Origin of the sequence: Serratia sp. JSRIV004 (genome assembly GCF_019968705.1) — a bacterium.
In the GTDB taxonomy this organism is placed as follows: domain Bacteria; phylum Pseudomonadota; class Gammaproteobacteria; order Enterobacterales; family Enterobacteriaceae; genus Chania; species Chania fonticola_B.
This window is the reverse complement of sequence record NZ_CP074140.1, coordinates 5,127,378-5,151,792: the sequence shown is the minus strand read 5'-3', so window position 1 is coordinate 5,151,792 and position 24,415 is coordinate 5,127,378. Positions and strand designations below refer to the sequence as shown.

The window sequence follows — 24,415 nt, the reverse complement described above, 5'->3', positions numbered from 1 at the left end:
CGAAATTGCTCCATTTGGAAAACAACACTTTCAAAAATTATAGGTATTTGCAATAATTTTTTGGCGACAGGAGATGAGGTTGTCCGATGGAGAAGGTGCGAGAATTGTCTTATCATAAATGCCCGGATCAATGAAAAAATTGGTGCGTGGCTGCTTTATGGTTGAAGTTCTATCTATTCAGGGCTGTCGCATAAAGTTGTATTTTAATAATTCGCTTTATTCATCGGATGAAGCGCCGGGAGAGCCTTGTCTTTTCTGGTGATATGCCCCTTCGCAAATAAAGGGGAAGGAAAGGGATGCCTTCTTTTATACCAAATGAAAGGATGCTGCCGGGTATATCCATTACCGCCAAATAAAACAGCGTTGTTCTGATAGGCACCGTTTTAATTGTGTCGGGGTAGGTATGTCTGGATTTCTCGTTAAATTAACGTTTTAAGGATAAAGAAAACATGAAACTGACTAACATTGCGCTGGCTACGGTTCTGTCTCTGGGTATGGTCTCTCTGGCAAATGCTGATGCGGGTTCGGGCAAGGTAAATTTCGAAGGTAAAATCATTGATGCACCTTGCTCTATCGCTCCAGAAAGTATTGACCAGACCAAGAGCTTTGGCCAGGTGGCTAATGTGGAGCTGGTGAATGGTGGTAAATCTACTAACGTGGTGAACTTTGATATCAAACTGCAAGGTTGCGATATCTCTAGCAAGAACAAAGTACAGGTCACCTTCGCTGGTCCAAATGGCGGCGCAACTGGCACCACCAACACCCTGCTGGCCATCACTGGCGCGGCAAAAGGTGCAAGCATCGCGATGTTTGATGGTTCTAACCAACCGATCACCCTGGGTACTGCAACTACCGTGCAGAACCTGATTGCGGGTAACAACACTCTGAGCTTCACCGCCTTCCTACAGGGGCATGCCGGTACTACGTTGACCGATATCGTAGAAGGTGACTTCACCTCTACCACCAACTTTACCATGGCATACAACTAATAGTGGATGTTACTGCATGCGGTTTCCGCATGCAGTTTTTGCTGTCCTTGCTGATTACGGGAGCCAGGGATGTCGGTGAATAGTTTTGCGGCTACCTCGTTGTTTTTACTGGTGGGAGCTGTCACGGCGCTGCCGGTTTGGGGGGAAGGAAGCCAACTCAGCATGAACGGGGCGATAGTGGCTACCGCCTGCGATATTGACACCACCAGCCGAGACCAGACCGTTGATATGGGCACGCTGCCCTTTGATCGGATTATTAATGACAGTCAGGCATTGTCGCGGCCATTCAGTATCCGGCTGGTGAACTGCACGCTTAAGCACAGCAACAATAATATTCTGGGCAAGCAGCACTTTCGCGTCACGTTTGACGGTCGCAATGAAGATGGGCGTTTCGGCGTAGAGGGGCAGGCACGCGGCGTAGCGCTGGTGGTGAACGATGCGTTGGGGAATGAGGCCGTTCCAGGTAAGGCGTTGCCGCCGCAGACGCCGGTGTTGCAGGGCAAAGAAATGCTGCTGCATTACACCGCACGTATGGTCGCCAACAACCAGCCGTTGCAGACGGGCACCTATAGCGCTCAGGTGCGCTACCAGCTGGAATATCACTGAGCTGCAGGCTGACATGATAACGGATAGTCAGCACGCCTAGACAGATTTACTTCTCCGGCAGGGCATTCCCTTTAATAACAACCATAACGCCCGGGAAAGTTTTAACGCATAAAGGTCAATGGATGATGAGCACCCCACTTGTAGGAGTACAGGTTCCGCGCACCCGCTTGTTGCCGCTGTTGATTGCGCTGGCACTGGTGAATGGCCAGGTTTCTGCCGCTAAACCCATCGAATTCAATACCGACGTGCTCGACGTTCAGGAGCGCGGCAATATCGATTTGGGACGTTTTTCCCGCAGTGGTTACGTGATGCCGGGTGAATACAGCCTGCTGATTAACGTCAACCAGCAAGAACTGCCTGAACAGACGATCCCATTTTATCCCACGGACAAAGATCCAAACGTGACCGAAGCCTGTTTGTCTGCCGCTCTGGTGGAACAAATGGGGCTGAAAGAGGAATTTACCCGCGATCTGGCCTGGTGGCACAACGGGCAATGCTTGGTGATCGGTAGCCTCGAGGGGATGACGGCGCGCCCCGAGCTGGGCAGCAACACACTCTATCTCAGCGTTCCGCAGGCTTACCTGGAATACAGTTCTCCCGATTGGGATCCTCCCGCACGTTGGGATAACGGTATTCCCGGGCTGCTGCTGGATTACAACCTCAATGCTCAGAGTCAACGTCAGGATCAAAACGACGGTGTCGAGAAAGGCTATAACCTGAGCGGCAACGGGGTGGTGGGCGCCAATGCGGGAAGCTGGCGGCTGCGTGCCAGTTGGCAGACGCAAATTGACCATCAAACCGGCTCTGGGCAGTCCAGCCAGCGCAACTTTGAGTGGACACAGTATACCGCCTACCGGGCGATCGCGCGGCTCCGTGCCAAATTGACGGTGGGTGAAGACTTCCTCAATTCCGACATTTTCGACAGCTTCCGCTACACCGGGCTAAGCCTGGTAAGCGACGACGCGATGCTGCCACCGAACCTGCGCGGCTATGCGCCAGAGGTGAGTGGCGTGGCACGCACCAACGCCCGTGTGGTGGTCAGCCAGCAGGGGCGAGTGTTGTATGAATCTCTGGTGCCCGCTGGCCCGTTCCGTATTCAGGATCTGAGCAACGCGGTATCGGGACTGATGGACGTGCGGATCGAAGAGCAGGATGGAAGCGTCCAGGCGTTCACTATCAGCACGGCCAGCATCCCTTATCTGACCCGCCCGGGAATGGTGCGCTACAAGCTGGCGAGCGGGCGGCCAACAGACTGGCGGCACCGTACGCAAGGGCCGCTATTCGGTAGCGGTGAATTCTCTTGGGGCGTCAGCAATGGTTGGTCACTGTTCGGCGGTGGCGTGGTGGCCGGTGATGAGTACAACGCGTTGGCGGTGGGGATTGGCCGCGACCTGATGGCGTTTGGTGCACTGTCGTTTGACGTGACTCAGTCGCGGGCGAGTTTGCCGCAGGGGGACACGCTAAGCGGGGGATCCTATCGTCTGCGCTATTCGAAGAACTTTGACCAGATTGGTGGCCAGGTGACCTTTGCCGGCTATCGTTTCTCGGAACGTAACTTTATGTCGATGGGGGAATTCCTGGAGGTACGTAACCTCGGAACCCGCAGCCAGAGCGGCAAAGAGATGTACACGGTGTCCTACAGCCAGCAATTCCGCGAGATAGGGCTGACGGCCAACCTGAACTATGACCATCAGACCTATTGGGATCGGGACGCCAACGATCGCTACAGCCTGTCGCTGATGCGCTACATGGATATTGGCCGCTTCAAGAACCTCAGCCTGTCGATGACTGGCTACCGTAACCAGTACAACGGGCAGAATGACGACGGGGTGTTCCTGTCACTGTCGCTGCCTTGGGGTAACAGCGGTTCGATGAGCTACAGCGGCACGCTGGATCGCAATGACAACACCCACCGGGTCAGCTACTCAGACCGGGTCGGGGATCGTGGCAGCTATCAGGTGAGCACCGGCTTTACTCGCAAAGGGCCATTGGCCAGTGGTTTCTATAGTCACGAGGCGGATTGGGCGCAGATTAACGCCACCGCCAGTGCTCAATCCGGGAGCTACAGCACGGTGGGGTTGGCATTGCAGGGCGGGGTAACAGCAACTGCAGAAGGTGCAGCAATGCATAGGGTCGCTATTCCGGGCGGCACCCGTTTGCTGGTCGACACCGATGGTGTAGCCAATATCCCGATCCGTAACTACGGTGCCCCAGTGCGCACCAACCGCTACGGCAAAGCCGTGGTGGCTGACATGAACAGCTATTACCGCAACCGGGTGAATATCGATTTGGATAAGTTGCCGGATAACGCCGAAGCGATGAAGTCGGTGGTGCAGGCCACGCTGACGGAAGGCGCGATAGGCTATCGCCGGTTTGACGTGATAGCGGGTGAGAAGGCCATGGCGGTGATCCGTCTGGCAGATGGCACGATGCCGCCGTTTGGGGCAACGGTGCAGAACCTGAAAAAACGCGATGTGGGGATCGTCAGCGACGCCGGCAGCGTATACCTGAGTGGTATTGAGCGCGGTGAAACGATGACGGTTCACTGGGATGAACAGGCGCAGTGTGAACTGACATTACCGGCGGTATTGCCAGCGAACGGCATGGCTGAGCTCTTGCTGCCTTGCCGGGCGATAACCGCGAAAAAAGACACCACAGACCTGGCCGCAATACAGAAAAAGGCTGAGACAATACAATGAGATACGAAATGACGAAAACCAATACGGGGATGGCGCTGGTCGCCGCAACCTTACTGTGCGCGCTGACCACGCAGGCCCAGGCGGCGATCGCGCTAGATCGTACCCGGATCATCTTTCCTGGCGGCGATAAGTCGGTGAGCCTGAACGTCAACAATGACAACCCGCAATTGCCCTATCTGGCTCAGGGCTGGATAGAGGATACCAAGGGCAACAAGGTGACCAGCCCGTTAACGGTACTGCCGCCGGTACAGCGCATCGAACCGGGTGCCAAGAGCCAGGTGAAGGTACAGGCGTTACCGGTGTTGAGCCAACTGCCACAGGATCGGGAAACGCTGTTCTACTTCAACCTGCGTGAAATCCCGCCGAAGAGTGACAAGGCTAACACCTTGCAACTGGCGTTGCAGACGCGCATCAAACTGTTCTATCGGCCAAAAGCGCTGGTGAAAACGGTCACCGAGATGGCGACGCCGTGGCAGGACCAACTGACGTTGACTAAGCAGGGCGACAAGTATGTGGTGAACAACCCGACGCCGTACTACGTGACGCTGGTGGATGCGGGCAGCAGAAAGGGCGTCAGCGCAACGGGTTTTGAGCCGCTGATGCTGGAGCCGAAAAGTAGTGCTCCTTTAGGTATTAGCGCGTCGGTATTAGGGGGATCGCCAGTGCTGACCTACGTCAACGATTATGGCGGCCGCCCAGTGCTGACGTTCCGTTGCGGCGGATCGGACTGTCAGGTGGAACCGGCGAAGAAGAGTTAATTGAAACCGGTCGTGCCAGGTTACAGGGAGAGGGCGCGGGGTCAGGTCTGCAAGGAGAGAACGTATGCAACAATATTATCCTGTTCCTGGCAAACATCGCCGGGGGAGCATGAGATCGAGGGCCTCAGGCTATTGCCTTGCCGGGGTGCTATTCAGTGCCTTGCTGACCACTGTTCCGGTCAGCGCAATGCCGGTGAATATCAGGGGAACCGTTATACTGCCACCGCCCTGTACGATTAATAATAATCAAACCATTTGGGTGGACTTTGGCGATGAGGTGATGACCACCCGGATTGATGGCGTCAATTATAAGCAGACTATTGCCTATAGCCTGAGTTGTGACATCCAGAAATCCAACGATCTCAAAATGAGGATTCAAGGCGGCACGGCGGGCTTTGGGACCGGATTATTGAGCACCAATAAAGGTGATTTGGGTATCGCTTTGTACTATGGGACGCAACGGTTAAATATCAATACCTGGTTTAACTACACCTATCCCAATCAACCGGTGCTGTATGCGGTGCCGGTCAAGCGTAGCGGGGCCACCTTGACGGGGGGCGAGTTTACCGCCTCCGCCACGTTATTAATTGATTACCAGTAAGGGAGCACAAGACATGCGAATTCTACTGTTATCCCTACTGACCGCGGGTATAAGTGGCTTGTTATCTACCGCATTTGCCGCAGGGGGCGATATGAGGTTTCGAGGAACGCTGCTCGAACCACCGCCTTGTAGCATTAATAGCGGTAATAATATCATCGTTGATTTTGGCCTGAAGGTGGGTGTCAAAAAAGTGGATGGCGTTAACTATATGCAGAACATTAATTATGATCTGGTTTGTGAGCCAAATACCCATGGTTGGGCGTTAAAATTGAAGCTTACGGGGAACCCCGTTTCTTTTGATAACGCCGCGGTGCGAACCAATATTAACGGGCTGGGGATTAAAATCCTGCGAGACGGTCAACCCTTTGTTATTGGCAGTGAAATAACCATCACGCCGACCAGTAAACCCCAGCTTAAAGCCGTACCGGTGCAGCAGGTGGGCATAACCCTAACGGAAGGCGCGTTTGAAGCAATGGCAACGCTGCAGGCTGATTATCAATAACAGGGAGATATATCATGCGATTTTCGGCACTGTTACTATCCCTGACTGTAGGGTTTTGCGGTTTATCCAGCGTATCACTGGCGGTTGATAACGTACGCTTTAGAGGCGCTTTGGTGGCTGACCCTTGCACATTGCGAGTCACGGATGAAAATATCAATATCGATTTTGGTTCCATCGTTGAGAAATACCTTTATATCAACACCCGTACGCTAGGGGTGCCGTTGGTATTACATCTCGATGATTGCGATCTTAGCCTGGGAAATATGGTGAAGCTGACCTTTTCCGGTACGGAAAATAGCAGATTGAACGGTCTGTTGGCGATATCCGGGGCGAGCCAGACCAGCGGTATTGGCATAGGTATTGAAACGCAGCAGGGAAATAAGGTCGCGATCAATACCGGTCGCTATAACCAAGGGCTGATCGCGGGCAATAATACCATTAGCCTGCGGACCTATGTGCAGGGTGAACCCGATGCGATTAGCCAAAAAACCATTAACCCTGGCGACTTTACCGCCAGCGCGACGTTTTTATTGGAATACGAGTAGCCCGTAATACGGCTTACCCTGAAATCGATGGCGCGACTAATAAGTCCGCGGTAGATAAGGGATGATCACAGGGGTAGTTATGCAAGCCATTAAAGCGATACTTTTTGCTGTCACGTTGCTGACAACATATAGCGCCAATAGCGCGATTTATTCTTATATTACCCGTAGTGAGGGGACACCCGAGAACGCCAAATATTGGTGGACTATTGAATACTGGGATACCGTTGATGCCACACCAAATCCGTGTTACGGGTGGGGGCAATGTACGGTATTTATTGGCCACCGGCACAGTGATGCTGGAGAGGCCGGTCCTGGTGTTTCAGATGGTGGCGAATACCTTGACGGTATCCAGAATTTGCGCACGGTAGGCGACGTAGGGGCGGCTTTTCAGCGTAAGTATTCGCTACCACGCAGTGGAACTCAGAATCACGTTGGCCCAGCGGTGACGCAGGAATGTGTAGGGATGTACTATAAAACGACAGCTGGAACCTCCAGTGCCGGTGGCAGCACCATGATGCCCAGCAGCCTATGCGGGATTGTACCGCCGCCGGTGGGTAAATGTGAATTTACTGAAACCAGCGTTGAACTGATCCACGGCCAGGTTCAATTGAGGGACATTGAAGGACATCAAGCCCGGCAGACTGGTTATGTCCGTTGCACGCAAGAAATGGACGTGATGGTTTACCTTGCAGGGTCGGCCGGAAACGGTATGGTCAATCTCAGAAGCGACGGTAGCCTGCAAACCCGCTTGACGATTGATGGAGTGAGTGGCTCAACCGGGGTCAGGATACATGCTTTGGCGTCGACCAAGATGCCGCTGGAGTTCGTCTCTACGCTGACTAAGGTGGGAGCCGTGGAAGCCGGTGATTTCTTCGGATCGGCCACCGCAATACTGACTATGCCTTAGTGACTGATATCGGGCGCGGCATGCGGCTGCTTCAACCGGCCCCATGCTGAGCCCAGCGAGTGGAAAAAGGCCAGTATCAGACGATGGCTACCATAAACAGCGATTCTTATGAGCAAGTGATGCTGACAGGTATTAATGAATGAGTAAAAAATAATTATATGTGCCTTTGCCCCGCTTTAGTCATCCAGATAGTGGATACAAAAAAGAATACACTCCTCTTATATATGACGATACGCAATCATATCCTCTGGTGGATTAAACGAGTGAGCTACTCCAGTTATGCGATAACGATAGGTTGTGATGTTTTTTATGTAAAACTTTCTCCGCTTGGCAAGCCGTAAGTGTTTGTTTGAGTATTGTTTTTATGGTTTGTTGTAAGGTGTTATGTTTTATTTATGGCAGTATAATATTTTGACGATTAAGTTGGGCGACTCTCATTCCTACTGCTGAGTACTAGCATTCAGTAATCCGGATGAGTACATCAGGGCAATGGTTCGATTCACTGTTTGCATATGGTGGTATTTCACCGAAAAATAACTTTGTGACACACTATGTTTCTCACAGGCTTTTTGGCGAGGGAGGCCATTGACTAACACATCCTCAAGAGCGTTCCTCATACTTTCACTCCGTAGAGTACAAACAGTTGCCAGAAGCAGGAAATATTCCTGGGCTACTTTCCCTGGGACCAGCGTACTGGGTAATTGGCGGTTGTTTTTTAATGCGTCCATTTGTCTTCCTTTAATAGTTGTGGAATAAATATCTTTATTAACTGTCGACTAAGTTATGAGTACTAAAACTAGTAGTGCAGTATCTTTTGACTCAGGGAGCGTCACTCCTGTTCCTCAGACGACAAAGTTAAAGAAATATTTACTGATTACTCTTTCCATAAAGAGATAGATCATTTACCAGTTCATCAATCGCTTCTTTCGCCTCTCCTACGGTCAGTTGTTTATGAGAGTTGCTGATGGTTGCTGATTGGCTCCGACGTACAGCCGTAATAAGCGGAATATGCGTTAGTGAATCACTCACTTCAATTTCGAAATAGAATGTGACATCCAGTGTCCGGTAGCCAGTAAGATACTGCGTTCCAGCTATCAGTACGGAGACTGGCATGATCTCCCACACATTCAGCCCCTGCTTTTGCAAATCCACAGCCGTTATCGCTGGGCGAAGCGTTAAGGTCCGAGCGCCAGGTCTATCAACAACGGGAACGCTGCTCTTGAGCGTTTGATGGAGTTTGGTATTGGTATAATCCAGAATAGCCTGAATTTTTTCTTTTTTTGCCTGTTCTAAAATAGGAATGTCGGGCCAGAAAGTAACTGGGGCAATATAGACAGAATCATAATCGCTCGTTTTATAACTCGATGAGGTCCAACGAAGAACAGGAACGCCAGACGCTGACCGTTCTGGTTGCAGATGACTGTAATCGTTTAGAAAATCGGAATATCGATTTGGTTCAGTGTATTTACCCGCGCATCCAGATAATGCTACAGCTAAAAGAAAGCAAAGAACAAATTGAAGTGTATTTTTCATTACTTGGATGTCTACCTTGATAGTTATACGACGGTCATAAAAAGAATCAGTTCACTGCCATTTACAGTGTTTTAAGATTTATGCTAAATGTGTTTCATTAGCATGGTTATTATTTTCTCGTTAAGATTTTATCTACCTCACATCTTTTTACCATGAGTAAGGTGAAGTTCATTAACATTAGCATCCATCCCCAACGAATTTTTCGATATCTCACAACAGACAGCCATTTAACACCTCTTCCAATTTTAATTATTGTCTATTAAGAAAATATACCTCCATTTTGTTTATGAGTTGAAAGTATTACATCTAAAATAAAACTTCAATGCACTGCATTGAAATAAATTTCGATTAAGTTAAAAAATCGATTTAATACAGTGGTTTGCTATATATATTGTTTTTTATATAAATAAATACAAAAATATCCTTCCCACAACTGAACTGTGTAATACCGATATTTGTTCACGTTATGCGCAATGAAGGAGTGGCAAGTTTTTATCCTGGCGACAACAGAATGGCACACTACGGCGATGTTGAAGGTACTTGATTTTTTGCTAGCTGTGTTCTCGGCGGAACACGGGATGTTAACCAAAATCCGATTGACCTAGAGAAAGAGACGGACATCATACTATCTATAGGGTGAGCTTTCTTGCCTACTCTGCTTAATGGCTACACACCGGTAAGAGGTAAACCGCCAGGTGTTATTTCCTCTCAACCGGTGTATCCATGTACGCCGCAAGGCACTAGTCATGGGCTAGGCGCGGTAGGAGATATCCGTTGTTGCCATTAACAGTGCTTATCTGGAGTAAATGATACAGGCGGGAATCAATGAGGCGAACAAAAACATCCTCACCTACGTTTACTTTGGTTCGGACATTCTGATCATGGCCGTAAACTTTTCACTGGTTCATCATTAGTAAGAAAGATTCTGAATTTTGTAAAGATATCGCACGATTCAACCTGTCTAATGTTACCGGTAAAGTCAATTTAATTGACATCTTTTCCCAAGTGGATACTTATCTTCTGTTTTTTTGACCAATAAAACAACTCTATGTATTGATTGGTTTTTACAATTAATTTATATTTCAATTTAATTGTAATTGATTTTTTTAACTATATGAGTTTGTGGATATTTATAATTAAATTGTAAATCCAAGATCAATGATAATTATCTAAAAGCAAGCTAATGCTTTTAATTGTCAATATTTCTATATATTAGTGAAATTAATCAACAGGATTAAAAAATTTTGTTTTTGAGATTATTTGTCGGGCGCTATTATTGCCCACATCAAAAGCAGGGGGTATCCTGTATCAGCATGTATAGATAAGCCTGTTTTATGGGTTGGGAAATAAATTTATAAATATTATTGTGTACTCAAGGAATACGGTTACTGGCGTCGCGCTTGAATACTTGTGTCAGCCAAAATCAGGCTGTGATGTTTATGTTGAAAGAACATGCAGTATCGACATTTTATTTGAAACCCTATCTGCCACTCGACCGGACTTACTCATTATTGATGGCGCACCGAGGCGTCATTTCAACCTTATTCGTGAGTTACGTGCGAACTGGCCAGCATTGTCATTAATGGCGACGCAACACTATTTTTTATTTTCAGACAGAATGATGCAGGAGTATTTTGGGCTTCTATTTCTGAAGGAGTATGATGCCTTGTTGGCTGGTTTTCCCAATATATCTGCTACAGAACACGTCGGCAAAGAATTTGCGGGGCCGGAATGGGCAGGGTGTCAGAGATCATCACTTGCAGAAATTCCGCGAGAGGTAGTTCTTACAGAGATTAATCAGTGGTTGCGTCAGCGACTTGCCGGTGTGGTTACCTCCCCAAAGGCTAGGGCTGTTGCGATAGACTTGCTGTCCCAAGGATATACGCCAGCAGAGGCTGGAAAGTTGCTCGGACGAAGCCATAAAGTCATCTACCACCATCGCCAAGTGATAGAGAAAGCGCTGAGGCTGAAGAATCCGGCAATGGAGCTAATACCTTCGTTGACCTTCAGTGATGCCTGAAACATCATCACTTATCAACTGGAGGGTTTTTCATAATAAGTTATAGTGCAAGTTGCTTTGTCGACAGCTAATAAAAATATTTGTGTTTAATAATTACTAAAGGCAGATAAATGTGTGCATTATACAATAACCGCCAGTTACCCAGTACGTTAGTCCCAGGGGAAGTGGCGGAGAGATATTTTCTGCTGCTGGCAGCCGTTTGTACCCTACGGGGGAAAAATATGCGAAACGCCCTTAAGGATGTGTTAGTCAATGGCCTGTCTCGCCAGGAGGCCTGTGAGAAACATAGTGTTTCGCAGAGTTATTTCTCGGTGAAATACCACCATATGCAAACAGTGAGTCGGACTATTGCCCTAATGTATACGCCTGAGTCTATGACTCAAGCCGAATCGCAGGAGGAGAGCAAGAGTATCTGAATAGTAAAGCTGATAGGGAAACTAAAAATGGAGTGAAAGGAGAGAATAAAGATACGGCTTAGTTAAGATTACGGATGCTCTACCAATCTGTGCCCCTCAATTTCCTGAAGGTTAGAATAATTATATCTTGAGCGCTTTTGTCTGTGGTTCTTGGTGTTAATGAGAATATATTGTTATCTCCTTGGTTTGTATTTAATGTCAATAGAGTTTTGATACCGGGGTGCTGTGATTTCGCCATTGCCAAAAATGGCGAAAGTAACACCTCGTGTTATCACGTAGTAATCATAGGGCACCTTGTAATTAAATTTAACTTTATATCTCAAGTGGAATTAACTGATTTATATCATTAGGTGTCTCTAAGTCGAAGTAGTGCACGAAACCTTTTAATCATTATTTATTAACTAGTAAAGGAAACAACATGGGAAAATTATTGGCCATCTCTGCTCTTGTTTTGGCAGTTACGTCTGGTGCAGCTGTGGCTGCTAATGGCGAAGTGCAGTTCCTGGGGGTAGTCACCGACACCACCTGTGACATCTTGCCGATTGTTGGTGGCGGTACTGTAAACAACTTGGTCCAACTGGGTACTGTGAGTACAAACGGCACGGGCGCCGCCGTCCCGTTTGCTTTGAAGGCCGATATGACCCAGGTCGGTTGCCAGAGTCTGACTGCTTCCAGCACAGCAACCATCGGCTGGAATGGTGCATTTGATACCAACGGCCTGAAAGCCCAGTCTGGTGCAGCTGTGAATGCTTGGGCTGCTATTGATACTGTTAACGCGAGTGTCACGCCAGCTCAAAGTATCAAGAGTTCCAATCTATCCGCTGATTTCTCTGGGGACGTACTGATCACGACGGGCGCAATGTTCGAAGCAACCTTGCACGGTGGTGACACTGCGGGTGACTACAGATCTGTTGCAGCTTTTGTTGTGGCTTACAACTAACAAGCCTGTTGGCCAGCTGGCAGCTACTGCTGGCCAACCGCTCTCTCTTTTCTCTGAAGGCAGCTTAACGTGAACACCAGACTACAATATCCTGCACTGCCATTGTCTGCGTTGAGCATCTTCTCTTCTCTGGGATATGCCGACGAAATCAACACAGCATTTATGCAAGGTATGACAGAAGTCCCCTCCATCTTAAGGGGCGAGGTCAGATATCCGGCAGGGCAGTATTATGTCGACGTGATGTTGAATGGCTCCCGCACCGGCCGTTTGGCTTTGAGCGTGGGCAGCGATGATGAAAAAAACAATCATCTGTGCCTTACTCCTGAGTGGCTGAAAAGCGCCAGTATCTTCTTCCTGCCCGAAGCCTATGCGAAGACTTTTGATAAGGTCCGTGGCTGCTACGTCCTGAGTCGTAAGGAAAACACTCACGTTGATTTTGACCTTGGTGCTCAGACGCTTGATTTTGGCATTCCCCAGGCCTGGCTGCTGGAGAAGAACGATGCCGCCCACTGGGACTACGGCATCAACGGTCTGCGTATCACCTACAGCGGCAACTTTAACAAGAACATTCAGAGCGTTAATACGGATTACAGTACTAATGAAAGTCTTAATGCCTTCGGCAGTCTGAAAACCAGCCTGAACCTCGGGCGTTGGATATTATCCGGGAATATTAACGCCACGCGAAATACCTGGGGCACTCAGGTCAACTCGAGCGACCTGACCCTATCAACGGCTATCAGTCAGATTAAGGGGGATCTGATGTTGGGTCGTTCGCAAACTCGCACAGAACTGTTCTCTGACTTCAGTTTTTACGGGGCCGCCATTCGTTCCAATAGTAACATGCGCGCCTGGCAAACCCGCGGATATGCTCCGCTTATTACTGGGGTAGCAGTAAATACCTCACGTATCACGGTTAGCCAGGGCGGATACACCATTTATTCCCGAGTCGTGCCGCCGGGCCCATGGAGGCTGGATGACATCACCTCCATCAGTAACGGTAACCTGATAGTGACCGTAGAGAATAATAGTGGCCAGAAAACGGTCACTGAATACCCTGTGGCAACCCTGCCGTCGCTGCTGCGTTCAGGGGATTACAATTATAACGTTGCCGTGGGACAGCGTAATGACAGCAACCGGATTGAGGATGCGTTCTCCTCCGGCAATGGCGCCTTTGCACTGACCAGTTTCGACTGGGGCCTGCCAGCAGGAACGGTCAACATGGCCACTCTTGTGCACGGCGGTTATCAAGCGGCCGGCCTCGGCTTTACCAAGCCTCTTGGGAAGTGGGGGGCTCTGTCTGCCAATCTGAACAGCTCGCGAGCGAAGTACGATGACGGTTCAGAACGTCAGGGGGTGAGTACCACCCTGAAGTACGCGAAAAGTTTCAGCAACAATACTGATATCCAATTGCTTACATATCGCTACCAAAGTCCAGGATATACCGAGTTTGCCAACTGGGAACCGCGGGAGCAGTACCGACGTAAAATCTATCTTACGGACAATCAGGATAGTCCGTACCGCTATGTCTATTTTGATGGGCGAGAGAAAGCGCGTTACGAGGCCCGAGTGAACCAGCGGGTCGACAATGTCTGGCTGAGCGGATCCTTCTGGCAGCAAACCTACTGGAATCGTGACCGGGATGCATTTGGTACAGGTCTATCAGCAAGCACCACTGTACTGGATGGGATCTCGCTCTTCATAAATGCCAACTGGTCACGCAATGCCTGGTCCACACAGGACGACTATTCGGCTTCGCTGGGGGTGAGTATTCCGTTCTCATTCAGGGGGATCCGACATTACGCCAGTAATACGATGGGTTACAACCGTTACAATGGGGCCTCGTTTAACACCAGCGCCTCGGCGACGGTGAACAATCGCCTCAACTACAGTGTGAGCGCTGGAACTGACGAGAAGCATAACAACACGGCAAGTGCTTCTGCGAGCTACGCCTTCGAGCGCATGCAGACCAACCTGGCCGTGTCACAGAACCGCAGTACCACCACTCTGTCTGGCAATTTGTCAGGGTCGGCTATTGCTACTGCCGAGAACGGTCTGTTGCTGACGAAAGAATCAACGGAGACCGTGGCTGTTCTGAAAATTAAAGATACCCCTGGAGTGACCTTTGGTGGCACATCCCTGCCAACCAATAGTAACGGTAGTACGGTGATGTTCCTATCGGCCTATAGCCCGACCACTATCAGTATTAACCCAGAAAACGTACCGGACAGCGCTGAGCTGCTAAACACGTCATACAACGTGGTGCCGACAGAGCGAGCCATTATCTATCGTGAATTTGATTACCAGAAAGTACAGCGTTACATCCTGCGTGTACGTGACGCGCAGGGGAACATTATGACTGGTGGCAGTGCCACCACGGAACAGGGGGTAGACGCTGGTTTCATCACTAACAATGGTGTGTTGCTGATGAACCTCTTATCTGCTCCGAAAACTATCTCCGTAGGTCGGACTGACGGAAAAACATGTCGTTTTGACGCCACCGGTCTGAAGGGCGGGGCAATTACAGTTCAGGAAACTCGTTGTGAATAGAAAAAGTGTATTACTGAGTATCACCCTTATGGTGGTACTGGTTACCGCTGCGGTCACCCCGGCGATGGCGGCATTTGTCCTTAACGGGACCCGATTTATTTATGAAGAAAGCAAGAAGAACATCTCACTGGAGGTAACCAACAACGCAAAGGGCACCTGGGGGGGGCAGGTGTGGATAGATAACACCACCCAGAACGGAGCGGACGTTTTTATGGTGCCTTCTCCACCGGTGTTTAAGGTGGATGCAGGGAAAAAGCAGGTGGTCCGCTTGATGAATGTCAACCCAGCCCTTCCAGCAGACCGAGAGTCACTGTTCTGGCTGAATGTCCAGGAATTGCCACCGAAACCGAAACAGGTGGATGGGAGTACCATTGCGATAGCCATGAATACGCGAGTGAAGTTGATATACCGGCCAAATGCCCTGACTGAAGGGCGTAAAGATGCCGAGAAGAAGCTGATCAAGCAGCGACGGGATAATGAGGTTTGGTTGAAGAACCCGACACCGTACTGGTTTGCGGTGACGGGCCTGAAACTGAACGGTAAAGAAGTAACGATACCGAAAGCAAAGCGCCAGGCACTGGCCCAACTGCCGCCGTTCAGTGAGGTGGACACCGGACTGCGTGGTGACGGGCAACTGACCGTACAGGCAATCAATGACTGGGGGGGTGGGCAGGATTATGACGTCCAGTAACACAGAGCAGAGAATAATATCATGAAGCGCAGGCTAGTATATTTCATGTTGCCAGCAGCGCTGCTGTTGTGTACCACCATGTTACCGGGGGCTAATGCCGTAAGCAACACGGATACTATTACTGTGACCGCAAGCTTCACGGCTCCACCATGCACGGTAGATATAGATGGCGCAGACAGCAAGACGGTCTCCCTCGGCGTGTTACATCTGGGAACCCAGGTTACAACTCCATTTAACCTGAACATCACCTGCAGCTATACCCGAATATCATCTGTCTATGCGGAAGTAGTGACCGGGATGGTGAACACTACCAACCCCACAGCAATAAACATGGTTAACGACGGTGACCTAGGTAATGCAGGAAGCCCAGTGCTTTTGAACTTATCTACGGCGGATAAACCTGACGGGATACTTTACGGCATTGACGGAGTCACCGACGTTATGCGGCAGTTCTGTTCAGGGACGGACACGCGTATCTGCACAGTGATACCCGCTACCACCGTCAATATCGGTACTAAACCCGGTAACGTGGTTGCTGCCATCCGGTTTACCATGGTCAACCCGTGATCAGATTGGGGTAACTGACACCGTTAGCCTGGTAGAGAAAATTATCGTCAGTTGATGAGGAACAACAGTGACCCTCAGCGAAAGGTATCGGATGTGTTGATTGGGTCATCCGTACCTCACAGGGTGAAGGTCCTGAGGTGTTTTACGACTCATATATCATTGACGAAAATAGAAAAGGAAGTTAAAGGAAAATAACATGTTCAGATTTGGCCTGATGACAGGCAGCGTTAAAAACTATTTGATGTACTACATTTTTCATAGCTTTCATGGGTGTGTCACGAATAACAAGCAGAACATAGGACGAAATAAAAGCCTCTCCACAGATACGTACTGTCATTTTAGCGTTGTGCTCTTCTTATTGGGGATAAGCCCAATGGGAATTGCATCAAGCCCTTGGACTTATCAGTGTTCAATTGAGAGTAATATGTCAACATATACATCATCATGGTATAATACGGTAGACCCAACACATTTTGATTTCCGGTTATTGGCTAGCACTCGGGAAATGACCGCTATTGATAATCATGGGCTTGAAAATAACGCACTGATCAGAAATGTAGAAGTTCTGAAAAATAGTCTTTATGACCTGATTCAGGTTCAGTTCATCAATGCCAGTGCAACAGCAACTGTCTATGGTTCAGCACTTTATGGAGATGAGCATACTTTCACTGGGTACGGGGTTCAGCCCCCTGAATCAACCAATTCTAATTTGATAAATTATATTCTTAACTGTAGCGGATACACCCATTGCATCACTATTCTGACACCGGTGAACGGCGTGTTGAGTTTTCAGATAAACAATAAACTGTCTTTCAGTTCGGCATTTTCAACTCCTCAACTTTCTATTTCTCTGAATCTGCCTGAAGGACCAAAAAATGAATACCAATCGCATAGCATGACTTTTACGGATACGCTGCTGGCGATTGGATATGGTATCTCCAGCCCGGTCGGGATCAATCTAGGGTCTGGAAGCTACTATTCAGCTCCCTCCCAGGTGTATCCCTTCAGAATTACCTGCAACAGAGAGGCGACTCCACTTACCGTAACACTCAATGACGGTAGCCCAGTCATCAGCTTTGGCACCGTATTGCTTCGACAGGATACAGTCGTCCGGCCACTCACCTGGAAAACATCGGGAAGCGGGCAGGCTGATATTTGGACTTTAACCTACGATAGCCCAACAAAAACCGGCGATACACTGTTACTGGGGGATGTCATGATCACTATCAAGGATGAATTGGGGAATATCATCCCCCTTGGAACACCAGTAACTATTAGGGGAACAAGTGGTGAACACACTTTGAGTCTGGATCCCAAAACTGACATGACGGGACTGCAGAGCACGAATCTTTCTGTAACTCTTACAGCCAACTGACAGACACCATAAATCAACATGCTTTACGGGATACTGTCCGAGTTTACCGTCTCTGTAGAACGGTGATGCAGCCAGCCTTTAATGCACGATTACCGATGGAGCCTGCGTTCTTGATAAGGGCTGAGGGTGATGTGAAGCCCATAATAAGTGAGCGAGAAATGGAAAATATTGTTCTGCTGTGTGAATGCGGTTTTACCCGCACAGCGTTGGAGGTGCTGTTGAAACCCCAAGCCCAGGTTTTCGGTGCTGCTGACGTTGAGCAGTGCCGGTTGTATATGTCGCGTTCTCTGGATGGTGAAGTAGACCTGGTTATCTTGTCAGTCAGCAATTACAGAATTGATGCCCTGCTGCGCCTGGCAACCTCGATACGTCGCTACCATCCCTCTTGCCAGGTACTGATGGATCCCGGTTCGGCCAGTATTCCGCTGCTGCGTTTTTATCTCAACTGTTTGAATAGCCATGCCGGGCTAATTGATTTAACCCAGACACTTCTGGTGCTACAGAGTTTCATTGGGCAGGTGATGCGCGGCGAGAAGGTGTTATCAACCAGAGAGATTATCTGTGGGGAACGACTGAGCGGGCGCGAGCGCAATGTTCTGCAGTGCTTGATGGAAGAACTTAATGCGCAAGATATTGCCAAGACTTTGGCGCTCAACGTCAAGACCATCAGTCATTACAAGCGCTCCGGGTTAAGCAAGTTGGGCGCTCGTAATATTCAGGACCTGTTGATACCTGCAGCTGACAGTTACCCCGACGTCAGTGCCACGATACAGTTACAGAATATTACTGATACTCTGACATATCAGAAGGCGACTACAGATTACCCGGTTAATAGGAATAATGAGTGCTCCTAACAGGACTAGGTGTAGATGTGGCAAGTAACAGCGGCAAATCGGGCATGTTCGGCAACAAGAGTGCTATGCAAATCGCGTCAGTTACTGTAAGTAAAAAGACCCTAGCCATCTACACCGCCCTGGCGGAGATAATGCCATTTCTGAGCTAATTCAGCAGTTTATTCTCCCCCAGAACTTGCGTTAATTTGCAGCAGCATACTAACTACTCACGGTTTACATCTTGCTCGATTTGCCGCCGAAGGGTTTCGAGTACGCTATCTAGTACATATTGAACACGCCATGGCTGGAACTCACGTTTACGAAAGATAGCTATCAGATCCAGCCGCCACTCATACTTGTGGTTAAAACAGGGAAGTAAAATTCCTTGTTGAACATATTGTTGAAGGTTCCCTTTTGGTGCCAAAACTATTCCCAAATTATTTCGTGCAAGTTCAAGAGCTATTTGTGAATTATCGCAGATATAATTCCCCGTAGCTCTGAACTCACGAAGCTCATCAAACTCATGATGATAAAAACGCCAGATATTGGCATCATCAATCATCATTGAGTCGATAAGAATACAGGAGTGATTCACCAACTCTTCGGGGCTGTTTATTGGATGCCTGTTTAAATACTCCTGTGTTGCATATGCGGTGACGGCATATTTCGTTAAATAACTGGCAACTAAACTTTCATCTTTTGGTAGCGTGTTTGTGATCAATATATCGCAATCGGCTGGAAACTCGGCACCTTCGAAGAACTCATGGCGATTGAGATTGTATGTCTTCAAATGAATGTGAATGTCATCAATGTTCTTTATTTCATGAATAACACTTTTGGAAAGATAGGAAATAATCCCCGTTGGCCCATAGATAGTCACTCGCCCACGTTTTTCATGCTTATAATCAGAAATAAAATTAGCTAGATCTTCATGTTTTTCCAAGGTCGCGTTAATATAAGGAACAAGGGTTTCGCCAAACTGAGTAAGAGCTAGGTATCGGGTAGTACGTTCAAAGACTTTTAAACCGATACGGGCTTCGAAGTCAGAGAGGTGCTTGCTGACATTTGCCTGAGCGATCCCTAGCAATGTAGCTGCATCTCCAATACTACGAGTTTCGGCGATGACAGAAATTATTTTTAAATCTCTAAGTTTAAACTGTAGTTCTTTCATTACTTTCTGCCATTCTGCAAGGTTTAATTTAATATTATGTAGCCATTTTCACTTAACTGGCAAGTTATAAATTACTTAGCTAATCTCGTGATACTGGTTAAAGTGATGGGGATTATTCATCACACTTATCGCGTCTGGCTTCTAAAAAAGGTTGGGCAGCATGATTTTAGTTATAAGAAGGCATAAGGTGTTCCCTATAAATTTGATACTGAGAAAAAACTTAATCTATGGAGCATTTCAGTGAATTAAAAGCCATTACTAGGCATTGAGCCCGTTTTATTTATTGATTTGGTTCTTCCGACGAACAGATCATCAGTATTCTCGGCGAGGCTGAAGCCGGGGTTTCGGCCCGTGGACTCTGCCGTAAGCATGAAATCTCCGACGTTAGTTCCTAAACATGGCGCAAAAAGTTTGGCGGTGTGGATGTGTCGGAAGTTAAGCGTATGAAAAATATCGAATAAGAGAACTTCGTCTGAAGAAACTACTTGCCGAAGCCATGCTGGATAAGGAGGCGCTTCAGATGGTTCTCAGGCAAAAAGCACTGACGACAGACCAGAAGCGGGAAGCTGTAGTAGTGATGTGTAACACGACGAGCTTATCACAACACCGTGCAGGCAGGCTTGTTTGTCGCTGTCAATATGCCGTTATGAGGAACAGCGCCTGGCAGTTTGATGTTCGTTTATCCTGACGTATCACTGAACTGGTACTCTGGTTTGAGATAATGCAGGTCGTAATGAGGTTCGGTGACGCCGGTGATCTCTGGCATCGCGAGAGTAATAGGCGAGGAAGATAAGTCTGTCATTGGGACAGACTTTGTCTGGAGTTGCCGCAGGAACGTTAGCTTGCTCCCACTGAACATCCCACCAAACCTCCTTTTTTGTTTCTCAAGCAAGAGTCGGTGCCGGATAATTTGAAAAACGGGATTCAGCTCACTCTTATTCACCCTGTAAAGGGGCTTTCATCTCAACTCAAATGCTTGGTTGAGGTCTGCATCGCGTTGGCATCAATGGTGCCAATAGATAACCCTATTAATAATTATCCTGAATACATCAATTGATAACCAATCATATTGTCTTATGTTTAAGTAAGATGCTTCTTGTTTTGTTTTAAGTAATAACTTAGATATTAAGAATATACGACTGTGAATACAGGATTATTTGCCTGTTTGAGAGAAAATTCCATTTGAACTATCAGAAAGATTAATCAATAATGGTTGCCATTCAAAATTTCAATCAGTTCTATTATCACTCATGTCAATTTAAACGTATCGGCCCACTACCGGTTCGGCACACGATAGGGGGATCAGCGGCTTTGCTATCGGTCCTGCGCCATTGTGTTTTGATAAAAGCCATTCCCGAAGGGGGGGTAAATGGTTTTATTTATAGCTTAAGCATTATAAAACAGAGGTAAGTTATAAGTAATATCAATAATAGGCTCGCTGCACATATTGGCCTTGCTGGAGGGGTATGTATTCACGTGATGGTTTATTTCGATGGCGGCTTTGCGGCTAGAAATTGGCAGGAATAGACGAAATAGTTAGGGAAAAATATCCATATGTTAAAAGGACGAACAAAACGTAAGCTGCTAGGGGGAGGCGCTTTAGTGGCGATTGCCATAGTGGCTTATTGGCATTTCAGCCAACCGCTACCTGCGGAGTTTAAAACGGTTAAGGTTACCCAGCGTGATTTTCAACAGAACGTTTTGGCGACCGGCCAACTGGATGCGGTACGCAAGGTTGATGTGGGAGCTCAGGTCAGCGGACAGCTAGAGAGCCTGAAGGTCGAGATTGGCGATAAGGTGCAAAAAGGCCAACTGCTCGGCGTGATCGATCCCCAACAGGCACGAAACAGCATTCGTGAAGGCGAGGCCACGCTACAGCAACTGCAAGCCCAACTGCAACAGGCACAGGCGGAGCAGCAACTGGCAGAGGTCACCTTGCAGCGTAACCGCGAACTGGCCAAGGTGCAGGCGGTATCGCGCCAGGATCTGGATAAATTGACCACCGAGCTGGCGGTGAAAAAGGCGCAGGTGGCAAACACCCGGGCGCAGATCGCCAAGAATCAGGCCAGCCTGGATACCGCCAAGATCAATCTGGCCTATACCCGCATTGAAGCGCCGATGGACGGTGATGTGGTGCAGATCACCACCTTTCAGGGCCAAACGGTGATTGCCGCGCAGCAGGCACCCAATATTCTGACGCTGGCAGATATGAGCACCATGCTGGTGAAGGCCCAGGTTTCCGAGGCGGACGTCATCCACCTCAAGCCGGGGCTGAAAGCCTGGTTTACCGTGCTGGGCGATCCGAACAAACGCTTTGAGGGCGTGCTGAAAGACATCCAACCTACCCCAGAGAAGGTCAATAACGCTATTTTCTATTACGCGCGTTTCGAAGTGCCAAATCCGCAGGGATTGCTGCGCCTGCAAATGACCGCGCAGGTGCATATCCAACTGGCTGGCGCCAGCGATGCGCTGGTTATTCCGCTGGTAGCGTTAGGGGAGCAGATCGCCGATAACCGTTACCAAGTGGCGGTGCTGCAACAGGGCCAGAAACAGCTGCGGGAGGTAACGATCGGCATGCGTAACAACCTGGATGTGCAAATTGTCAGTGGATTGACAGCCGGTGAAGAGGTGATTGTCAGCCTCGGCGGCGTGGAGGACAGCTGATGGCCGCACTGTTGGAACTGAGTGATATCCGGCGTAGTTATCAATCCGGCGATCAGACCCTGGAGGTATTGAAAAGCGTCAGCCTGCGGATAGAGGCCGGTGAGATGGTGGCGATCATCGGGGCTTCCGGCTCCGGTAAATCGACGCTGATGAACATTCTCGGCTGTCTGGACAAACCCAACAGCGGCATTTACCGCGTGGCCGGGCAGGACGTGGCCACGCTAAATGGCGATGCATTAGCCCAACTGCGGCGCGAGCATTTCGGCTTTATCTTCCAGCGTTATCATCTGCTGCCACATCTGAGTGCGGCGCATAACGTGGAGGTGCCTGCCGTTTACGCTGGGATGAATAACTCGGCACGGCATGCCAGGGCGGCGGCCTTGCTGCAACTCCTTGGGTTAGGGGAACGAATTGCCTATCGGCCAAGCCAGCTGTCCGGTGGGCAGCAGCAGCGTGTCAGCATTGCGCGGGCATTAATGAACGGTGGCCAGGTGATCCTGGCGGATGAGCCAACCGGTGCGCTCGATAGCCACTCGGGTAAAGAGGTAATGACGATCCTCAAGCAGCTATGCGAGCAGGGGCATACCGTGATCATCGTTACCCACGATCCGGCGGTAGCGCAGCAGGCCGAGCGGATTATCGAAATCCACGATGGCGAAATCATTGGTGATTCTCGGCCACAGGGGCAGGGCAAGGCACAGGCCAAATCGTTGGAACTGGCCACGCCAGCCCCGTCCTGGCAGCAGATGGCCGACCGTTTCCGGGAGGCGTTGTCGATGGCCTGGTGGGCGATGGCGGCCAACAAGATGCGCACCTTGTTGACCATGCTGGGGATCATCATCGGCATTGCCTCGGTGATCTCGATCCTGGTGATAGGCGATGCAGTCCAACAGCAGGTATTGGCCGAGATCAAATCCATCGGTACCAACACCGTGGACGTCTATCCCGGTAAGGATTTTGGTGACGATGATCCAACCCTCCGCCAGGCGTTGAAATATGACGATCTGAGCGCATTGCATGCACAACCTTATATCAGCGCGCTTTCTCCCATGACTCGCAGCAGCATGCGTCTGCGCTTTGGCAATATCGATGTGGCGGCTAATGTGGCGGGCGTCAGCGAGCAGTTTTTCCGGGTGTACGGTATGGAGTTTTCTCAGGGGGCGGCAATTGATGTCCGGCAGGTAGAGTCCCAGACGCAGACGGTGGTGATCGATACCAACACCCAGCGCCGTCTGTTCCCGCAACAAAAAAACGTGCTGGGTGAGGTGATCCTGATAGGCAATATGCCTGCGACCGTGGTGGGGGTGGCGAAGGAAAAGCAAACCATGTTTGGCAGCAGCAAGATGCTCCGCGTCTGGGTGCCTTATACCACGATGGCCAATCGCCTGATGGGCAACGACTACTTCGATTCGATCACCGTGCGTATCCGCGATGGCTATAACAGCCAGGAGGCGGAACAGCAACTGACGCGTCTGTTGACGCTGCGCCACGGCAAGAAAGACTTCTTTACCTACAACATGGATAGCCTGGTGCAAACGGCGGAGAAAACCACCCGTACGCTGCAACTGTTCCTGATCCTGGTGGCGGTGATTTCGTTGGTGGTGGGTGGGATTGGCGTGATGAATATCATGCTGGTCTCGGTCACCGAAAGAACGCGTGAAATCGGCATCCGCATGGCCGTAGGCGCTCGTTCCGGCGACGTCCTGCAACAGTTCCTGATTGAGTCGGTGCTGGTCTGCCTGGTGGGGGGGATTTTAGGGATCGCGCTGTCGTTCACCATCGGCTTACTGGTGCAGTTGGCGATGCCGGGCTGGCAGATCAACTTCCCGCCGGTGGCTCTGCTGAGTGCGTTCCTGTGTTCCACCGGTATTGGTGTCGTGTTCGGTTATCTGCCTGCGCGCAGCGCTGCGCGGCTCGATCCCATTGACGCATTGGCACGGGAATAATCAGCCAAACCCTAATTTCACCCTGATCCGCGAGCACTGCCGAACCCTCGGCACAATAACGTTCAGGTGATACCTATTGCTGTGAGTCGATACTCACGGTGTTGG

21 protein-coding genes and 1 pseudogene are annotated in these 24,415 nt (G+C 49.4%); 19 read left to right on the top strand and 3 right to left on the bottom strand.

What is annotated here, in order from left to right; translation table 11 throughout:
* The first annotated feature begins 449 nt into the window (after nucleotides 1–449).
* The 8 genes from KGP21_RS24470 (at nucleotide 450) to KGP21_RS24435 (ending at nucleotide 7,607) form a co-directional block, all read left to right on the top strand.
* Nucleotides 450–989, top strand: a complete 540-nt coding sequence (locus KGP21_RS24470) for a fimbrial protein (RefSeq protein ID WP_021179563.1) — start codon at nucleotides 450–452, stop codon at nucleotides 987–989.
* A 69-nt stretch (nucleotides 990–1,058) separates the two neighbouring features.
* Nucleotides 1,059–1,595 carry a fimbrial protein gene (locus tag KGP21_RS24465; RefSeq protein WP_223500390.1) on the top strand — a complete coding sequence of 179 codons (537 nt, stop codon included), beginning with the start codon at nucleotides 1,059–1,061 and terminating at the stop codon, nucleotides 1,593–1,595.
* Nucleotides 1,596–1,717: 122 nt separating this feature from the next.
* Nucleotides 1,718–4,294, top strand: a complete 2,577-nt coding sequence (locus KGP21_RS24460) for an outer membrane usher protein (RefSeq protein WP_371822647.1) — start codon at nucleotides 1,718–1,720, stop codon at nucleotides 4,292–4,294.
* A gap of 8 nt (nucleotides 4,295–4,302) precedes the next feature.
* Nucleotides 4,303–5,052, top strand: coding sequence for a fimbria/pilus periplasmic chaperone (locus tag KGP21_RS24455; protein WP_021179566.1), 750 nt, complete (start codon nucleotides 4,303–4,305; stop codon nucleotides 5,050–5,052).
* 64 nt (nucleotides 5,053–5,116) lie between these two features.
* Complete coding sequence (locus KGP21_RS24450) at nucleotides 5,117–5,653, top strand: fimbrial protein (RefSeq protein WP_223500389.1); 537 nt, start codon at nucleotides 5,117–5,119, stop codon at nucleotides 5,651–5,653.
* Nucleotides 5,654–5,666: 13 nt separating this feature from the next.
* A complete protein-coding gene (locus KGP21_RS24445) occupies nucleotides 5,667–6,155 on the top strand; it encodes a fimbrial protein (protein WP_021806797.1) in 489 nt (162 codons plus the stop codon).
* 14 nt (nucleotides 6,156–6,169) lie between these two features.
* Entirely contained in the window at nucleotides 6,170–6,700 is a 531-nt protein-coding gene (locus tag KGP21_RS24440; RefSeq protein ID WP_094983130.1) for a fimbrial protein, read from the top strand.
* Nucleotides 6,701–6,779: 79 nt separating this feature from the next.
* Nucleotides 6,780–7,607: an adhesin gene (locus tag KGP21_RS24435; protein ID WP_223500388.1), complete on the top strand. Its 828-nt coding sequence runs from the start codon at nucleotides 6,780–6,782 to the stop codon at nucleotides 7,605–7,607.
* Nucleotides 7,608–8,047: 440 nt separating this feature from the next.
* On the opposite strand, the gene KGP21_RS24430 is transcribed toward KGP21_RS24435, so the two are convergent.
* Together KGP21_RS24430 and KGP21_RS24425 are read right to left on the bottom strand one after the other, a co-directional pair.
* A complete protein-coding gene (locus tag KGP21_RS24430) occupies nucleotides 8,048–8,335 on the bottom strand; it encodes a PapB/FocB family fimbrial expression transcriptional regulator (RefSeq protein ID WP_051363740.1) in 288 nt (95 codons plus the stop codon).
* Nucleotides 8,336–8,474: 139 nt separating this feature from the next.
* Nucleotides 8,475–9,140: a DUF3313 domain-containing protein gene (locus KGP21_RS24425; protein ID WP_223536386.1), complete on the bottom strand. Its 666-nt coding sequence runs from the start codon at nucleotides 9,138–9,140 to the stop codon at nucleotides 8,475–8,477.
* Nucleotides 9,141–10,479: 1,339 nt separating this feature from the next.
* Between KGP21_RS24425 and KGP21_RS24420 the strand changes: the two genes are divergently transcribed.
* The 8 genes from KGP21_RS24420 to KGP21_RS24385 all read left to right on the top strand — a co-directional run bounded on the left by KGP21_RS24420 (nucleotide 10,480) and on the right by KGP21_RS24385 (nucleotide 18,550).
* Nucleotides 10,480–11,160, top strand: coding sequence for a hypothetical protein (locus tag KGP21_RS24420; RefSeq protein WP_152525728.1), 681 nt, complete (start codon nucleotides 10,480–10,482; stop codon nucleotides 11,158–11,160).
* A 110-nt stretch (nucleotides 11,161–11,270) separates the two neighbouring features.
* Nucleotides 11,271–11,576: a PapB/FocB family fimbrial expression transcriptional regulator gene (locus KGP21_RS24415; protein WP_051363739.1), complete on the top strand. Its 306-nt coding sequence runs from the start codon at nucleotides 11,271–11,273 to the stop codon at nucleotides 11,574–11,576.
* Between the two features lie 418 nt (nucleotides 11,577–11,994).
* Nucleotides 11,995–12,516 carry a hypothetical protein gene (locus KGP21_RS24410; protein ID WP_037376178.1) on the top strand — a complete coding sequence of 174 codons (522 nt, stop codon included), beginning with the start codon at nucleotides 11,995–11,997 and terminating at the stop codon, nucleotides 12,514–12,516.
* A gap of 69 nt (nucleotides 12,517–12,585) precedes the next feature.
* Nucleotides 12,586–15,063 carry a PefC/AfrB family outer membrane usher protein gene (gene pefC / locus KGP21_RS24405; protein WP_021806794.1) on the top strand — a complete coding sequence of 826 codons (2,478 nt, stop codon included), beginning with the start codon at nucleotides 12,586–12,588 and terminating at the stop codon, nucleotides 15,061–15,063.
* 28 nt (nucleotides 15,064–15,091) lie between these two features.
* The gene (locus tag KGP21_RS24400) at nucleotides 15,092–15,754 is read left to right on the top strand and encodes a fimbrial chaperone (RefSeq protein ID WP_223501559.1); all 663 of its coding nucleotides are present in this window, start codon (nucleotides 15,092–15,094) and stop codon (nucleotides 15,752–15,754) included.
* A 45-nt stretch (nucleotides 15,755–15,799) separates the two neighbouring features.
* Nucleotides 15,800–16,321 (top strand): hypothetical protein, encoded by a 522-nt coding sequence (locus KGP21_RS24395; RefSeq protein ID WP_223536383.1) that lies wholly within the window; start codon nucleotides 15,800–15,802, stop codon nucleotides 16,319–16,321.
* A gap of 196 nt (nucleotides 16,322–16,517) precedes the next feature.
* Nucleotides 16,518–17,696 (top strand): hypothetical protein, encoded by a 1,179-nt coding sequence (locus KGP21_RS24390; RefSeq protein ID WP_223500385.1) that lies wholly within the window; start codon nucleotides 16,518–16,520, stop codon nucleotides 17,694–17,696.
* Between the two features lie 158 nt (nucleotides 17,697–17,854).
* Entirely contained in the window at nucleotides 17,855–18,550 is a 696-nt protein-coding gene (locus KGP21_RS24385) for a LuxR C-terminal-related transcriptional regulator (protein WP_037376175.1), read from the top strand.
* 202 nt (nucleotides 18,551–18,752) lie between these two features.
* On the opposite strand, the gene KGP21_RS24380 is transcribed toward KGP21_RS24385, so the two are convergent.
* Nucleotides 18,753–19,700, bottom strand: a complete 948-nt coding sequence (locus KGP21_RS24380; RefSeq protein ID WP_021806789.1) for a LysR family transcriptional regulator — start codon at nucleotides 19,698–19,700, stop codon at nucleotides 18,753–18,755.
* Between the two features lie 308 nt (nucleotides 19,701–20,008).
* Here KGP21_RS24380 and KGP21_RS24375 point away from each other — a divergent pair.
* From KGP21_RS24375 to macB, 3 genes and pseudogenes are all read left to right on the top strand, one after another.
* Nucleotides 20,009–20,366: pseudogene (locus KGP21_RS24375) on the top strand (transposase); the annotation flags it as partial.
* 888 nt (nucleotides 20,367–21,254) lie between these two features.
* Nucleotides 21,255–22,364 (top strand): macrolide transporter subunit MacA, encoded by a 1,110-nt coding sequence (macA, locus tag KGP21_RS24370; protein WP_223500384.1) that lies wholly within the window; start codon nucleotides 21,255–21,257, stop codon nucleotides 22,362–22,364.
* Nucleotides 22,364–24,310, top strand: coding sequence for a macrolide ABC transporter ATP-binding protein/permease MacB (gene macB, locus KGP21_RS24365; protein WP_223500382.1), 1,947 nt, complete (start codon nucleotides 22,364–22,366; stop codon nucleotides 24,308–24,310). The genes macA and macB overlap by 1 nt, the downstream gene beginning before the upstream one ends.
* Nucleotides 24,311–24,415 lie beyond the last annotated feature (105 nt).